12 protein-coding genes are annotated in these 16,482 nt (G+C 64.1%); 5 read left to right on the top strand and 7 right to left on the bottom strand.

The annotated features are described in order from the left end of the window. Positions 1 to 117: 117 nt before the first annotated feature. Genes ACMFWR_RS05495 through ACMFWR_RS05505 form a run of 3 tightly spaced genes read right to left on the bottom strand, consistent with a single transcriptional unit; the run spans position 118 to position 3,658 of the window. On the bottom strand, positions 118 to 1,107 hold the full coding sequence (locus ACMFWR_RS05495; RefSeq protein WP_413194000.1) for an ABC transporter permease: 990 nt from the start codon (positions 1,105 to 1,107) through the stop codon (positions 118 to 120). Beyond that, positions 1,104 to 2,126, bottom strand: coding sequence for an ABC transporter permease (locus ACMFWR_RS05500; protein WP_413194001.1), 1,023 nt, complete (start codon positions 2,124 to 2,126; stop codon positions 1,104 to 1,106). The genes ACMFWR_RS05495 and ACMFWR_RS05500 overlap by 4 nt, the downstream gene beginning before the upstream one ends. Further along, a complete protein-coding gene (locus ACMFWR_RS05505) occupies positions 2,123 to 3,658 on the bottom strand; it encodes a sugar ABC transporter ATP-binding protein (RefSeq protein ID WP_413194002.1) in 1,536 nt (511 codons plus the stop codon). Before ACMFWR_RS05505 ends, ACMFWR_RS05500 begins: the two co-directional genes overlap by 4 nt. A gap of 241 nt (positions 3,659 to 3,899) precedes the next feature. Here ACMFWR_RS05505 and ACMFWR_RS05510 point away from each other — a divergent pair, with 241 nt between their 5' ends. From ACMFWR_RS05510 to ACMFWR_RS05530, 5 genes are all read left to right on the top strand, one after another. Beyond that, positions 3,900 to 4,649 carry a TetR/AcrR family transcriptional regulator gene (locus ACMFWR_RS05510; protein WP_413194003.1) on the top strand — a complete coding sequence of 250 codons (750 nt, stop codon included), beginning with the start codon at positions 3,900 to 3,902 and terminating at the stop codon, positions 4,647 to 4,649. Between the two features lie 346 nt (positions 4,650 to 4,995). Further along, positions 4,996 to 6,171: a Gfo/Idh/MocA family protein gene (locus tag ACMFWR_RS05515; RefSeq protein ID WP_413194004.1), complete on the top strand. Its 1,176-nt coding sequence runs from the start codon at positions 4,996 to 4,998 to the stop codon at positions 6,169 to 6,171. Between the two features lie 191 nt (positions 6,172 to 6,362). Further along, positions 6,363 to 7,496, top strand: coding sequence for a dihydrodipicolinate synthase family protein (locus tag ACMFWR_RS05520; RefSeq protein WP_413194792.1), 1,134 nt, complete (start codon positions 6,363 to 6,365; stop codon positions 7,494 to 7,496). Next, on the top strand, positions 7,493 to 8,380 hold the full coding sequence (locus tag ACMFWR_RS05525) for a sugar phosphate isomerase/epimerase family protein (RefSeq protein WP_413194005.1): 888 nt from the start codon (positions 7,493 to 7,495) through the stop codon (positions 8,378 to 8,380). The genes ACMFWR_RS05520 and ACMFWR_RS05525 overlap by 4 nt, the downstream gene beginning before the upstream one ends. Positions 8,381 to 8,421: 41 nt before the next feature. Next, positions 8,422 to 9,783, top strand: a complete 1,362-nt coding sequence (locus ACMFWR_RS05530; RefSeq protein WP_413194006.1) for an NAD-dependent succinate-semialdehyde dehydrogenase — start codon at positions 8,422 to 8,424, stop codon at positions 9,781 to 9,783. A gap of 141 nt (positions 9,784 to 9,924) precedes the next feature. Here the strand turns inward: ACMFWR_RS05530 and ACMFWR_RS05535 are convergent, their stop codons facing one another. The 4 genes from ACMFWR_RS05535 to ACMFWR_RS05550 form a co-directional block, all read right to left on the bottom strand. After that, a complete protein-coding gene (locus ACMFWR_RS05535; protein WP_413194007.1) occupies positions 9,925 to 11,325 on the bottom strand; it encodes an FAD-binding oxidoreductase in 1,401 nt (466 codons plus the stop codon). A 204-nt stretch (positions 11,326 to 11,529) separates the two neighbouring features. Beyond that, positions 11,530 to 12,963, bottom strand: coding sequence for a purine-cytosine permease family protein (locus ACMFWR_RS05540; protein WP_413194008.1), 1,434 nt, complete (start codon positions 12,961 to 12,963; stop codon positions 11,530 to 11,532). 405 nt (positions 12,964 to 13,368) lie between these two features. Then, positions 13,369 to 14,937, bottom strand: a complete 1,569-nt coding sequence (locus ACMFWR_RS05545) for a hypothetical protein (protein ID WP_413194009.1) — start codon at positions 14,935 to 14,937, stop codon at positions 13,369 to 13,371. Positions 14,938 to 15,244: 307 nt separating this feature from the next. Then, positions 15,245 to 16,321: a flagellar brake protein gene (locus ACMFWR_RS05550; protein WP_413194010.1), complete on the bottom strand. Its 1,077-nt coding sequence runs from the start codon at positions 16,319 to 16,321 to the stop codon at positions 15,245 to 15,247. Positions 16,322 to 16,482: the final 161 nt, after the last annotated feature.

The raw sequence follows: 16,482 nt of genomic DNA on the forward strand, positions 1-16,482 counted from the left end.
TACGCGACACGATGCATGTCGTTGTCGATCCTGTTCGCTGGCGTCGTGCGCCGGGCGAGCGTATCCACCGGCTGGCGTCAATAAACGCAACCGTCGGACGTACAGATCAGGATCGGTTCAGGTTCGCCGCATATGGCGCCGCGCGCTCAGGGCGGCGGCTCCGATCAGAATCAGCCCCTGCACGGCGACTCGCAGCGGCTCGGGAAATCCAACGAGATTCAACAGCGTAAAGAGTGCATAGAGCGTCAACGCGCCGATCGCGGCACCCGCGATCGAACCGCTGCCGCCGAGCAGCACGACGCCGCCCACAACGGCCGCTGCAATCGCCTGCAAGTCGTAGCCCGTGCCCACGTCGACCGAGACGCCCGAAAATCCGCCGAGCACGATGCCCGCGGTGACGGCGGACAGCGCGGAAATCACAAAGGCCGCGATGCGCACGGGGCGCACCGGCGCACCGGCGAGTTCGGCGGCATTCGGGTTGTCGCCGATCATGACGACGAGCCGGCCGAAATTGGTCCGATGCAGCAGCCACGCACACAGCGCAATGCAGATGACGAGAACGATCACTGCAATCGGCAGGGTCTCGATGCCGGGCAGATTGCGAATAACGCCGCGTCCGAAATAGCGGTAGTTCTGCGGCAGATAGCCCGAGGGGGCACCGCCTGACCACATCATCGCCGCGCCTTTGACCGACAGCAGCGTGCCGAGCGTGGCGATGATGGACGGCACCTTGAGATACGCGACGACGCCTCCGTTGATCAGGCCGACGACCAGGCCGAGGGCGTAAGCGACCGCGATTGCCTGCCACGTCAATGCGGGATCACCGTTGGCGATCATCGCGCTGCCGATGACGACGAGCGTGATCAGCGAGCCGACCGACAGGTCGAAGCCGCCGACGATCAGGACGAACGCCTGGCCGCACGTCAGCACGACAAGCGGGGTGGCACGCTGCAGAAAAGCCATGAGGCCTGCGGGTGTCCGGTAAAGCGGGCTGATCGAGCAGATCGCGATCAGCAGCGCGATGAGCACGAGTGCGCAGGGGCTCACGCGGCGCAACAGCGCGGGGCGTGGAGGCTCGCCGGGTGTCGAGCGGGCGAGTGAGATCATGCGACGTGTCCTTTGTGGCGGAACGTGTAGGCGCCGACGGCCAGAATGACGATCGCGCCGCGCAGCACCTGGCTCAGGAACGGATCGATCTGCAGCATGTTGAAGACGGCGTCGAGCGTCGCGAACACGAACACGCCGGCGATGGTGCCGGCGACACCGCCACGACCGCCTGCGAGCAAGGTGCCGCCGATGACGATGACGGCGATCGAGTCGAGGCCGTAGCCACCGTCCCGTCCGACCCACGGTGTGCCGGCTCCGAGCCAGCTCGCGAGGTAGAGACCGCCGATGCCGGCCATCAGGCTGCCAATGACATGCGCGCCGATCATCACGCGGGCAGTACGGATGCCCGCGAGCCGTGCACTGTGCGCGTTGCCGCCTACTGTGTAGAGGCGTGCACCCGACACGGTTCGCGTGAGCACGTAACCTGCGATGCCGAGCGCTGCGGCGAGCAGCAGCACGGCATAAGGGATCTGCACGACACTGCCGTAGGCGATCGTCTGGAACGATTTGGGCACGGCCCCGCGCAAAGTCGTGAAGGCGACCGAGAGCACGCCCTGCAAGACCATGCCGACGCCGAGCGTCGCAATCAGCGGGCTCACGGAAAGCCGTGTGACGAGGAGGCCGTTGACCGCGCCGACCAGCGCGGCGATGACGAGGGTCAGCACCACGCCATAGACGATTGCGTGCGCATCTCCCTGCATCAGGTATGACGCCATGACCGCGCAGACGCTGATCAGATTCGCGACCGAGAGGTCGATCGAGCCTGCGATGATCACGAAGTTCTGGCCGATCGCAACGAGGCCCAGTGCGACCATACGCTGGAGCAGGCCCATGATGCCGCCGAACGACAACTGGGCGAACTGTCCGGTGTAGATCGCTGCGGCGGCATACACCGCTGCCGACAGGCCGACGAGGGTGATCGGCAACCACGCGTCGCGCAGCGGCGAACGACGGCGAGCAGGGCGTGCCGCGCGCGGGTTTTGATCGGGTGTGAGGACCACGGACGATGGGTGGGTCATTGCATCGCCTCCGGTTCGCCCAGGCTCTGATGGCTTTGCACGGCGTGGGCGATGACCGCTTCTTCGCTCGCACCCGCGGGCAGCATGGCGACAAGACGTCCGGCAGCCATCACGCCGATACGGTCGCTCAGGCCGATGACCTCGGTCACGTCGGACGAGACCATGAGCACCGCGCCGCCCGCATCCGCGTAGTCGCGCAGGATCCGGTAGACCGTGGCTTTGGCGACCACGTCGATACCGCGCGTCGGCTCGCAGACGATCCAGAGTTTCGGTTCGCGCGCGAGCCATCGGGCGATGACGACCTTCTGCTGATTGCCGCCCGACAGTGCTTCGACGGGGAGCCCGAAATGCGCCGCTCGAACGTCGACGCGTTTGAGCAGCGCATCGATGGCGTCGTGACTCGCTGAACGTCGCGTCGGGCTCGACAGTGCGCGGGCCATCGAGCGCACGGCAAGCGCCGCGTTGTCGCGCAACGACTGGCGAAGCCCGAGTCCGTCGCGCTTGCGATCGTCCGGCAGGTAACCGATGCCGCGACGTGTCGCTTCACGTGCATGGCGTGGTGCACCCCCGCCGTCGATGAAATGGATTTCGCCGCGTGTGAAGGGCGTCTCGCCGAACAGGGCGCGAGCCAGCGCGATCTTGCCGGAACTCTCGAGCCCCGCGATGCCGACGATTTCGCCGGCATGGATCTCGAGATCGATATCGAAGAGTGTGTCGTTGCCAGCGCCGCGCAAGGTGATGACCGGGGGACCCGGCGGTGTGGAGGCACGTGGCGGATAGAAATCACGTACATCCCGGCCCACCATCATGCGCACGACCTGATCGACACTCGCTTCAGCCACGGGCATCACGCCCATGCGTTTGCCGTCCTTGAGCACGGTGATCCGGTCGGCGACATCGAAGACTTCGGCCATGCGGTGCGAGATATACAGCAGCGCCACACCATGTTCACGCAGCTCGTCGATCAGGCGGAACAGCTTGGCCGATTCGACGTTGTCGAGCGGTGCCGTCGGTTCGTCGAGCACGAGGATGCGTGCGTCGAGCGACAACGCTTTTGCGATTTCGACGACCTGTTGCTCGGCGATCGACAGACGCCCGCATTCAGTATCCGGATCGATCGAAGAGCCGACACGCGCGAGCACATCGAGCGTCTGCCGGCGCAACGCGGCGCGGTCGATCCGTCCTGCGTGACTAGGTTCGCGGCCGACGAAGATGTTTTCGGCGACGGTACGGTGAGGCAGCAGGCTCAGTTCCTGATGAATGATGCCGATGCCAGCTTCGCGTGCGTCGATCGGATGGGCGAACGATTGCGCGATGCCGTCGAGGACGATCTCGCCCTGATCGGGCGTATAGACGCCCCCGAGGATTTTCATCAGCGTCGATTTGCCTGCGCCGTTCTCGCCGCAGATCGCATGCACTTCGCCGGCCGCGCAGCTCAGGCTCACGTCGTCGAGAACGACAACGGGCCCGAACGCCTTGCCGATGCTCCGCATATCGAGCAACGGCCGCGAGGCAGGGACTTGAGCATTCATGCTGCGATCCAAACGTGCCATCAGGCTGTCTCCGTGACGCAGGATGCAGGCTCGGGCCCGTTGCGTCGTTTCTGGTTTTTATAACCGTTTGGTTACATACTATACGTGCGAATTTTCGAACGTCAAGCACGCGTATTTCCCGATCATCGGGATGTGGGTGAATGACGCGCGACGCACTATGCTGGTTCTGTGGCGGGATCAGCACGATTAGAATTCGACATTTCTTTGGTCCGGGAGAACCATGGCAACACGTTCGCGCACGACGCGCGCCTCGGCGGCGGTAGCGCTGGCCCAGGCGCCGGCAGACGAAACCGGGCAGGCGTCCGATGTTCTCGATACGGCACCCGCACCAGCCGCGCGCAAGGCGCGCACGGCGACGACGCGCGACCCGGAACGCACGAGTGCGGCCATCCTTGCGGCGGCGGTCAAGGAGTTCAAGGAGCATGGCTATGGCGGCGCGCGCATCGATGCGATCGCCAAGCGCGCGAATATCAACAAGCGCATGCTCTATCACTACTTCGGCGACAAGGATGCGTTGTATCTCGCTGTGCTCGAAGGCGCGTATATCTCGATTCGTACGGCCGAAACGCGCTTGCATCTGGCCGACCTCGATCCGGTGGCGGGCGTGCGCGAGCTGGTGCTCTTTACGTGGCGCTACTACCAGGAACACCCCGAGTTCCTGAGCCTGCTCGGCACGGAAAACCTGCTCAAGGCCAAGTTTCTCAAGCGCTCTGCACGCATCTTCGACCTCAATTCGCCGTTGATTTCGACGCTCTCGGAACTGCTGCGTCGCGGCGAAGCGGACGGGAAGTTCCGCCCGGGACAGGACGCGCTCGATGTCTATCTGAGCATTGCGGGGCTGGGTTTCTTCTATCTCTCCAATCGCTACACGCTGACGACCACGTTCCGCCGCGATCTCGGTGCGAAAGACGAGCTCGACCGCTGGGGCGAGCATATCGTCGATGTGATCCTGTCGTATCTGCGACCGTAGTGCCGCAGCGGCGCGCGTCCCGACTTGGTTGTTGTCGTGGGGCTACGCCGTCGAAGCGCCGGTGACCGTGCCCCGGTCGCCGGCCAACGATCGTGCCAACCAAAGCACCAATCAAAGCACCAACCAAAGTGCAAGCCTCCACCCGGCGGGCATCGCCGTCTTCGCTCGCCACCGTTGTCGCTCTTGCTGTGAGCTTCTGCTGAATTCCGCGTCTTGACGCTCTCTGGCGCGTGTGCTTTCATAGTAACCAGTTGGTTACATCAAGCTCGGTCGCAGCGTTCGCTGCGCCACAACACAAGTCGACGACGCAGATCTGTTCGACAACCGATATCGGAGACACAGCACGATGGCAACGCAAAGACTTGGCCTGGTCATGCACGGCATCACGGGCCGCATGGGGTACAACCAGCACCTTGTGCGCTCGATCTGCGCGATTCGCAAACAGGGCGGAGTTCTGTTGCCGGACGGCTCGCGCGTGATGCCCGACCCGATTCTCGTGGGGCGCGACGCCGAGAAGATCGAGCGCATCGCGCGTGAACTCGGCATCGAACGCACGACGACGGATCTGCAGGCCGCGCTGGCCAATCGTGACGACACGGTGTTCTTCGATGCCGGCTCGACGCAGATGCGAGCCGAACTGCTGACCCGCGCGATCGAAGCGGGCAAACACGTCTACTGCGAAAAGCCGATTGCCGAGACGCTGGACGATGCGTTCGCGGTCGCACGGCTTGCTCGCGAACGTGGCGTGTGTAATGGCGTCGTGCAGGACAAGCTCGCGCTCCCGGGCCTGCGCAAGATCGAGATGCTGCGCAATGCCGGATTCTTCGGGCGCATCCTGTCGGTGCGCATCGAGTTCGGTTACTGGGTGTTCGAAGGCGACTGGCAAACCGCGCAGCGTCCGAGCTGGAACTATCGCAAGAAGGATGGCGGCGGCATCATCCTCGACATGCTGTGCCACTGGCGCTATGTGCTCGACAACCTGTTCGGCGAGGTCAAGTCCGTAAGCTGCCTCGGTGCCACGCATATTCCGCGGCGCGTCGATGAACGCGGTCACGCCTATGAGGCGGACGCCGACGACGCCGCGTATGCGACCTTCGAGCTTGAAGGAGGGGTGATCGCCCAGGTCAATTCGTCATGGGTCACGCGCGTCAAGCGTGACGATCTCGTGACGTTCCATGTCGACGGCACGCATGGTTCAGCCGTCGCGGGCCTGACGCGCTGCTTTACGCAGCATCGCGTCAATACGCCGCGCCCCGTGTGGAATCCCGACCAGCCGCAGACGATGGATTTCGCTTCGCAGTGGGAGCCCGTGCCCGACAACCAGGTCTACGACAACGGCTTCAAGGTGCAGTGGGAAGACTTTATCCGTCACGTGGTCGCCGGCACGCCGTGGCACTTCGACCTCATGCAGGGCGCGAAGGGTGTGCAGCTCGCCGAGCTGGGTCTGCGCAGCTGGGCTGAGCGACGCTGGATCGATGTCCCGCGCCTCGACGTCGAGCAACCCGTGCGGAGCGCCGCATGAATCATGTCGCCTCGCCGCTCCATTTGAAATTGCCTTACGACGACGGCAGCATTGCGGGCTATACGGTGCGTCACCAGCCGCTGGATGTACGTGGCGCGAATGCGGGAAATCGCGAAACCGTTCAGCGCGGCACGGATCGGACCGCGATGGGGCATTCGAATACGAGCCAGCCGGCGACGGGGCAATCCAATATGGGCCAACCCAATACGGGTCGACCCGATATGGGCCAACCCGATACGGGCCAACCCGTTTTCAATCGCGTGGCATTCGCGGCTGCGCACGTCGTCACCGACCCGCTGGCGGATATCGACCCTGCGATCGACGTCGCGATCGATTGGGAGCGCACGCTCGCGTTTCGCGAGTACTTGTGGGATCTCGGCCTCGGCGTGGCCGAAGCCATGGATACCGCGCAGCGTGGCATGGGATTGCAATGGACCCACGCACGCGAATTGATCCGGCACTCAGTCGGCGCCGCGCGCAGACGTCCGGGGGCGATGATCGCAAGCGGTGCGGGCACCGATCATCTGGACCTGCGAGAACCTGTCACGCTCGACGACGTGATCCGCGCGTACGAGCACCAGGTCGAAACGATCGAGCAGTTCGGCGGCCGCATCATCCTGATGGCGAGCCGCGCGCTCGCCAGCATCGCAAAGAGCCCGGACGACTACGCAACAGTCTATTCGCGGATCCTGTCGCAGGTGCGCGAGCCCGTGATTCTGCACTGGCTCGGCGAGATGTTCGACCCCGCGCTCGAGGGCTACTGGGGAGCGGCCGATCACACGGCGGCGATGGACGTATGCCTGTCGATCATTGAAGCCAACGCCTCGAAAATCGACGGCATCAAGATCTCGCTGCTCTCGAGCGAAAAGGAAATCGCGATGCGCCGCCGCCTGCCGGCCGGTGTGCGGATGTACACGGGCGACGACTTCAACTACGCCGAACTGATCGCAGGCGACGCGCACAGTTACTCGCATGCCTTGCTCGGCATTTTCGATGCGATCGCGCCGGCTGCGGCAGCCTCACTCGCGGAACTCGCCAAAGGCGATACCGAAGCGTTTCACCGGATTCTCGCGCCGACGGTTCCATTGTCGCGGCATATCTTCAAGGCGCCAACGCGGTTCTATAAGACAGGCGTGGTGTTCCTCGCCTGGCTCAATGGTCTTCAGGATCACTTCCAGATGGTCGGCGGCCAGCAAAGCGCGCGCTCGCTGTTGCATTTCGCCGAACTGTTCCGGCTCGCCGACGACGCGCGTGTGCTGCGCGATCCCGAACTGGCGACGGCCCGCATGCGCTCGTTGCTCACGCTCGGGGGGATCGTTCAATGAGCGTCACGAAGCACGACAAGACGAACCCGGTGCCGAACCGGGCATCGAGCGCATCGACGGCACGCGCTGAAGGGCTGTCGATCAATCTGGCGACCGTGCGTGAGCAATGGGATTTCGCGCAGGCGGTCGACCGCTGTCTTGCGCATGGCATCAACGCGATCGCGCCGTGGCGTGATCAGGTCATGCATATCGGCCTCAGCGAGGCGGCGCGTATTGTCGAGTCGAACGCGGTGCGGGTGACGGGCCTCTGCCGCGGCGGCATGTTTCCGGCCGCCGATGCGGAGCGTCGCGCGGCCGCTGTTGAAGACAATCGGCGCGCCGTCGACGAAGCCGCGGCACTGCATGCGGATTGCCTCGTGCTGGTCGTCGGTGGCCTGCCGCAAGGTTCGACGGATATTCGCGCGGCGCGCGACATGGTGGCCGAGGGCATTGGCCGGTTACTGCCCTATGCGAGAGCCAACGGTGTGCGCCTTGCCATCGAGCCTTTGCATCCGATGTATGCGGCTGATCGCGCCTGTGTGAACACGCTCGAGCAGGCCCTCGATATCTGCGAGCTGCTCGGTGATGGCGTGGGCGTCGCGATTGACGTGTATCACGTCTGGTGGGATCCGAAGCTCGAGCAGCAGATTGCGCGGGCTGGTGCGGCGGGCCGCATCTTTGCGCATCACATTTGCGACTGGCTCGTGCCCACGCGTGATCTGCTGCTCGATCGCGGCATGATGGGCGACGGCGTCATCGATCTGCGCCGGATCCGGTCCGTGGTCGAAGCAGCGGGATACGACGGGCCGCAGGAAGTCGAGATATTCTCGTCGCGCGACTGGTGGAAACGTCCGGGCGATGTGGTGCTGTCGACGTGTATCGAACGTTTCAACACCGTATGCTGAGCAACGTGTAAGAGGAAACGGTACACACATAAGGAGACATCATGAGCTTTGAGTCACGCAATCCGGCGACGGGTGAAGTCCTCGAGACGTATCCCGCGCATCAGGCCGGCGATATCGATGCACGCCTCGCGACGTCGTGGGCGACATGGAAGCGCTGGTCGGCAACATCGATCGAGGAGCGCACGGCGTTCCTGCTGCGCCTCGCCGGACTGCTCGAACAACGCGCGGAAGAGTACGGGCGATTGATCACGCTCGAGATGGGCAAACCCATTGGCGAAGCGATCGGCGAGGTCAAAAAAGCGGCGCTGGGTGCGCGACACTTTGCGGAGAAGGGTCCGGAGTACCTTGCGCCGACGCCGATCGAGGGTCTCAACGCGCGTGTCGCGTATCAGTCGCTCGGCCCCGTGTTTGCGATCATGCCGTGGAACTTGCCGTTCTGGCAGGTGCTCCGTTTCTTTATTCCGACCGCGCTCGCGGGCAATACGGTGCTCGTCAAGCATGCCGAGACGGTTCAGGGATGCGCGCGTGCCATCGAGCAGCTCGTGCTCGATGCGGGTGGCCCCGAAGGCCTCTATTTCAATCTGGCCGTCGAGCGCGACGCGGTGGCGGCGATCGTCGCGGATCCGCGCGTGGCGTGCGTGACAGTGACGGGCAGCGTCGGCGCAGGCCGTGCAGTCGCGGAAGCGGCGGGATCGCACGGCAAGAAGGCCGTGCTCGAACTCGGCGGTTCCGACCCGTTTGTCGTGTTCGAAGATGCGGACTTCGACCGTGCGGTGCAGTGCGCGGTCACGTCGCGCTATTCGAACAATGCGCAGAGTTGCATCGCGGCCAAGCGCATTCTGGTCGCCGAATCGATTGCGGATCGTTTCGAAAAGGCCTTTGTGGAAAAGGCGGCCGCATTGCGCGTGGGTGACCCTCTGAAGCCCGAGACGCAGCTCGGGCCGCTCGCGCGTCGGGATTTGCGCGACAACGTGCACCGTCAGGTGCAGACGGCAATCGAACAAGGCGGCAAGCTGCTTGCGGGCGGCGAAGTGCCTGAAGGCGGCGGCAACTTCTATCCCGCTACGGTCATCACCGGTCTCGCGCCTGAAGCGCCGATCGTGCAGGAGGAGTTCTTCGGCCCGGTCGCCTTGTTCTTCACGTTCAAGGACGAAGACGAAGCGATCCGCCTTGCGAATGCGACCGAGTTTGGCCTGGGCGCCGCGGTCTGGAGTCAGGATGCGACGCGTGCGAACCGGGTCGCTTCGTCCATTCACGCGGGTGCGGTGTTTATCAACGACTTCGTGCGTTCCGATCCGCGTGCGCCGTTCGGTGGCGTCAAGGGGTCCGGCTTCGGCCGCGAGCTCGGTGCACTGGGTGCACGCGAGCTCACGAACGCGAAGCTGGTGTTTACGGGCGGCTGAGCCCGGGCCGGGCGCGCCGTTGGAGCAAAGCAGGCGCGCCCTTCGTGTTGGCCGAGGTGTCGTATCGACGGCACCTCACGACGGCACCCGAACGACGGCACCGTAACGACGCCGCAGCGCTCTCCTTATGCGATCCGCGCCTTACGCCGCAGGTTTGATGTTCTGGTTGCTACGGAACAGATTGCGCGGATCATATTCCGTCTTTACCTTCACGAGGCGCGCGTAGTTCGGCCCGTAAGCGGCGCTCACGCGCGCGTCTTCTTCCTCGGTCATGAAGTTCACGTAGACGCCGCCTGTCGCGAAAGGTGTCATCGCCGAGAACAGATCACGTGACCACGCGATGCATTTCGCATCGTCAGCAGGGTCCGTCCAACGGCCATGAATGTTGACGATATAGCGCGCATCGCGACTCGAATACGCCGTTGCCTCGACCGGAATGCGGTTGATCTGTGCGCCAAGACTGCCGATAAAGACTTCGCAGTTCGGTGATGGCGGCCTGGCGGCGAACGGCAGGATCGTATCGATCAGCGGGTCCGTGAGTTCCGTGAAGTTGTGTGACTTCCAGTAGTTGCGTGCACCGGGTGCAAGCAGCGGGTCGAACGCCTTCTGCCACGCGACAAAGGGCATCGGTCCCAGATGCTCGCCCAAAGGTGTGCCGAGATGCCTCAGCGGCTCGACCGCGGCTTGCCCGTTCGCGAGGGCGCCAACGTAGCAGCTCGCGATCACGATCACGGGTTTGCCATGCGTATGTTCGGGCACGAAGGGCAACGGAGGGGCGGGGCGAAGCACGCCCCACGCACTCAGATCATCGGGCGCTGCGTCGACGACCGCCCGGTAACGGCGCAACACGTCGGCGCCTTGTTCAAAGGGGTAAACGACAAGTCCGCCATAGACCTCCGGCCCGACAGCATGCAGCCGGAATTCGAACAGCGTCACGACGCCGAAATTGCCTCCTCCGCCGCGCACCGCCCAGAACAGATCCGGATTCTCGTTCGCGCTGGCGCGGACACGTTTGGCATCGGCGGTCACCATCTCGACGGCGAGCAAATTATCGATGGTCGTGCCGAACTTGCGGCTGATCCATCCGAATCCGCCGCCGAGCGTCAATCCTGCGACGCCGGTCGTCGAATTGATCCCCAGCGGTGTCGCCAGGCCGAAGTGCTGGGCTTCGTGATCGAAGTCGGCGAGTGTCGCGCCGGGTTCGACATACGCGTTTTGCAACACGGGGTCGATGCGCACCGATTTCATCATCGACAGGTCGAGCACGATCCCGTTGTCGCATAGCGCGCTACCGGCGATGTTGTGACCGCCTGCGCGAATCGATAGCGGCAAACCGCTATCGTTCGCCGCGCGCACGGTCTCGACGACATCCGCGACGCCCGCGCATCGGACGATCAACGCGGGGCGCCGGTCGATCGTCGCATTCCAGATCTGACGCGCGGTGTCGTACGCAGCGTCGCCAGGTTGAATCAGTGTGCCTCGTAGTTTGGACTTGAGTGTGTCGACGATCGGCTCGATCGCTACGCCGGTGAGAGTGGCCATAGTTACCTCCCGCCGAGAGGGCCTCGGCACACTCCATTAAAGAAGCGAGTAGGCGAAGCGTAAACAACGGGGAAGGTTATTGCGGATTCCGCGGCGTGAAGAGCGGAACCTGCGCGCGGCGTAGCGGATCGTACGCACTGCGCGCATTAGGAGAGGATGTAGGGAGAGAACGATCGGGCTTGGTGATACGCCCGGTTTGCTGCTTTAGCCCTGAACTTGCGAGCGGTCCTTCGGCAGGATCAGTCGATCGGGAATCCGTGCGAACGATCCTTTCGCGAACACGTAGTAGAGCACGGCGGGTACGACGAGCCCGATGATCCACGAGATATCCGTATCGCCGAGCGACGCGACGAGCGGCCCCGTGTAGAAGCTCGTCGAGATAAACGGCATCTGGATCGCCACGCCGATCACGTAGATCAGGATCGCGGTCATGTTCCAGCGACCGTAGCGGCCATTCGGATCGGACAGTGCCGGCACATCGTAGCGCGAGCGCGTGAAGCAGTAGTAGTCGACCAGATTGATCGCGCTCCACGGCGTGAAGAACGCGAGCAGGAACAGGATGAACGCCGAGAACTCCTTGAGAAACGAGTGGCGCCCGAGCAGCCCGATCACGGTCGACAAGCCGACCATCGCGACGATATAGATCAGGCGGCTGCGCGTGGAGACGACGCGTGTGCCGCGGAAGCCGCTCACGATCGTGACCATCGACATAAAGCTGCCGTATGCGTTGAGCGTGGTCACTGTGACTTTGCCGAACGCAATGCTGAAAAACAGCAGGGCGGCCACCGTGCCGGTTGCGCCGAGCCCCACGATATAGGCGACTTCGTGATGCGCGAACTGACCGCCGGCGAGTGCGGCGGCAAAGACGCCGAACACCATCGATGCCTGTGCGCCGATCACCGAACCGAGCCCGACGGCCAGGAACGTTGCGACCGATGAAGTCGTGCGCGGCAAGTAGCGCGAGTAGTCGGCGACGTACGGCCCGAAAGCGATTTGCCACGAAGCGGAGAGCGACATCGACAGCAGGAAGCTCGCGAGCGAGAAATGACGGTTGTCGAGCAGCGCGCCGATATCGTGTCGCGCAAACAGCTGCACGAACATGTAGATAAACGCGAAGATGCCGACCACGCTCGCGATGCGGCCGACCGCGTGAATCGTGCGGTAGCCGAAGATGGTCAGCGCAATGATGACAAGGCCGAACAGCGCGATACCGATTGCGTCGTCGACGTGCAGCAGCTGCGCGACAGCCTGACCGGCCAGCACGGATCCGCTCGCCGAGAAGCCTACATACATGATGCAGACGAGTGCGATCGGGATGACCGCGCCGAAGACGCCGAACTGCACGCGGCTGGAAATCATCTGCGGCAGGCCCAGCTGAGGACCCTGTGCCCCATGCAGCGCCATCACGGTGCCGCCGACGATCTGGCCCAGCGCAAGCGCGACGAGCGACCAGAACACGTCGCCGCCGAGCACGACGGCAAGCGCGCCGGTCACGATGGCGGTGATCTGCAGATTCGCGGCGAGCCAGAGCGTGAACTGGCTCCACAGACTGCCATGCCGCTCGGAATCGGGGATGTAGTCGATTGACCGTGTTTCGATCAACGACGCGCCAGCGGCGCGGTCAGGCGAACTTCCCATTGCAGATTCTCCGGATGCTGCGCGCCGAATCGGAACGGCGTCAGGCTGAGTCAGGGCGGCAGGGCCGCTGCGTCAGGCGCGGGTCGTCGCGGACGACGGATTGAGTCAAATCGTCCTTCGATGCCTGCGCCGTACTTCGTATCATCTTGTATAGACAACTTGTCTTGATATTGGGGATTTCCCGCTGGAGCGAGGCCGGAGGCCGAATTGGGGCACCTCGTTGATGGTGCCTGTCTATACAACAATCCGCTTTCGGGGCGGGCGACGCAGGGGTGAGGGGCTGAGAGCCTGAGCGGGGCGGCGGCTGAAGGGCGCTCGACGATGACTGTTTCCCAAGGGAAATGCGGCGAGCGCGCGCGCCGGACGAGCGGGGCACCGGCAACGTGCTGGAGACGCCAACCGGACTCAGAGTTCGATTGCCGCGCCCTGGGTATCGGGAGCCGGTGCCGGGGGAGACGCCGGATCGCTTGAAGGCGACGACCGGGCATCGGATGAACGCTGAGGCACCGCCGCGCGACTCAGCGCGACGATGCGCAGCAGCGAGCCGAGCAAGCCTGCGAGGAGGACGATAACGATGGCGATCGCAGCAAGGCGTCCCTTGTGCGAGGTTTCGGACAAGCGTGCGGTCCAGATGTCGGGGAAGCGCCGCGACGGATCGTCGGCGACGGACTTCGGATCGCTCGCTGCGAAGTGCAGCGGTTGGCCGTGCAGACCCTCCATCAAGCCGATCCATGTTCCCGAGAGTGCGTAGGGAACGCCGGCATCGGGATTGGCAGCCGGCGGGTAGTCGTCTTCGACGATGTTCCAGTTCGTGAGCGCAGGGGCAATATTCATCGTGACCACGACGATGCCGATCGCGATCGCGACGCCTGCGTATCGACGCCCGATCTGCATGAGCACCGCCGCCGCTGCGAAGAACACGAAGGGCAACACGGGCAGCAATTCGCGCGGTCCCCATCCGAACACACTCCAGTTCACCTCTCTCGCCAGCGACATGAAATACACCGTCGCACTGGCGAGCGTGAACGCGATGAGCGTGCGCTGCGCACTGCTCAGTCCTCGCCAGACGACGGGCAGTCCAAGGCACAGCAAGGCGACCGGGGCGTACATAAACAGCCCGTGATTGCCGCTAAACAGCAGCCCCAATGAGCCGTTGAACAAGGAACCGTCATACGGGTTGAATCCGTCGACGTAGTAATCGAGCGGGACGGCGCCGTGCAAGGGCGAGCCGGTGCGCACGAAGTTGTACGCGAAGGTCGGAACAAGCCCGAGCAGGCACACGGCAATCAGCGCGACGCCAGCACGCCAGCGTGACGCTCCGAGTGTGACAAGACTCGCGACGAGCAAGGTCAGCGGCGGGAGGAGGGCGAAGTGAAACGCGCAAGCGGTCGCGAGCGCGAGGCCCGTCAGCGCGAACGTGCAGATCGAGGGATCGCCCCGAAGGATGCGTGACCATCCATAGAGCACGGCACATACCGCGCAGGCGGCCGGTGCGACATCCCACGCGACACGCGCATAGGCCACGAAGAACGTGCCCAGTGCGAACACCACGGAGAGCAGAAAGGCCGCGCGCGGCGAATACCACTCGGCCAGGCATGCAAACAGAAACGCACAGCCGATGGCGCAGACGACGGCATAGGTGAGGTCGGCCGCGACTTTGGTGACCACCGGCACACTTGCTACAGGGCTCGAGTGCGTGAGGTGCGAGGCGCGCGCCCCGGCCCATGCACTTGGCAGCATCAGAATGACGGCGCCGATGTCGTGTCCATCGTAGACCTTGCCGTTCGGTGCCCGAGGCCAGCTTGGCAAGTCGGGTGACGGGTCGGCGCCCAGCGTGCCGCGGAGTACGAGATCGTTGGCCGCCGTCAGCTCGCTGCCCGCATCGGCGCTGCCGAGCCGCCCGCTCGCGATTAGCACGAACAGGCAGGCAAAGAACGCGAATACGTAGGCGACGAGCCTGCGTCGATCGGCCATCGATTCACCTCGGGCAGCGTGTTTCCGCCAACGGGAGTGCGATCGGGCTGCACGACCCTGCCGCTCGCGGGCGGCGTGCCGCTGGCCGTTGTCCGGGCGGTCGGGGTGAGACGCTTATCGCACTGCTTGCATAAGGTTAAGCCGAGCGGGGCTGCCCCTCTGTGCGGTGTGTCTCTGAGCGGGCGGCTGAACGAGTCACCGAATGAGTGCCTGCACGAACGGCTGAACAAGCGGCGGGGCGCGGCGGGAAGAAGCGCCGGGAAGGGCGCCGCTCGAACCGGACGCCCGGCGTGTTGCCGGGCGGGTGTCACAGCGGCTTCGATGCCAGCGCGACGTACGTTTCAAGGTGCGTGCGAACGAGCGGTGGGACATCGATGAATTCGAGCCCGTACGTCGCGAGGGCGGTACTCGCATCGATGCTTTGGCGGCGCACGGTGGCCGGAACACGCACGGGCATCGCGTCGCCTTCGCCAGCATGCAATGTGAACACGAGCAACACCTGCGCGCCTATAGGAAGGCGAAGGTACGTCGTGCGTACACCTGCGCTGGTCGTGCTCAGGTTGACGATGGTGGCGCTCGTCGCCTCACGGGTGCGCTCGCCGTCATGCATGAGCACGGCCTCCAGCTCGACAGGCGCGCGCAGCGTCCGGCGAGGGGGGCGCTCGGAGAGTTCGCCGGGGAACGACAGGTGCAGATACCGGAACGGCTGCTGGAATCGGCTGACGATGCTCGTGGCAAACGTAAAGATGCGGCGTCCGTCGAATACGGTGGCGTTGAACTGACGCCCCGGCTGCATCGACAGCCAGTCGCGCTCGAGCGTCGCGCTGGTCACCATCAGGGCCGTATCGTCGATCACGCCAAGCAGCGAGAGCCGGCAGCTCACGGGTTGGCCGCTCGCGCGGTCCGTGATGTGCATGAAATCGATCCAGCGCTCGAACAGTTCGGCAGGCGTGGTCGACGAGCGCACGGGTTTGCCCGGCAAGGGGGCGACGGCGGTACACGTGCGCCATGCAGCAGGCGTCAGGGGCTCGCCCGGGGCCGCGGCAGCGGCATACCCAAGCGACGAAGGGGTTTCGCGCTCTCGGGCGGCCGGTTCCGTCACGATCGTCGTGTCCGCCCGAGGCCACGAAATGGGCTGGCCAGGATCGGCCGGGGCGCCATCGTGAATCGGCTGAGCCACCGCGACGGGAAACGCGGCGGAAGCGTGCTCGTCGGCGGGTCCGAGCGTGAGCTTGTAAGCGCCGAGCCTCAGCAGCTTCTCGTGGAGCGCTGCGCTGACGATATTGCCGCGCGAGAGCAACAGATTCTTGTCCTGGTCAAACACCGAATGCCGCAGTGGTTGTCCAGGTTCGATATCCGACGGATACAGGTCGGTGAGGATCATGGAATTCTTTTCAGCCATTCATTCGACAACAACTCGACTGCATTTCGACCGCGATTCGGCTGCAATTCGTCAGCAACTCGACTGCGATGCAATTGCGATTCGACGGCACACCGCTCATGCGATTGCGCGCGTGAGTATAGAAACGATCGTTTGATTTCAAA

This window comes from Pararobbsia alpina (genome assembly GCF_965118125.1).
In the GTDB taxonomy this organism is placed as follows: Bacteria; Pseudomonadota; Gammaproteobacteria; order Burkholderiales; family Burkholderiaceae; genus Pararobbsia; species Pararobbsia alpina_A.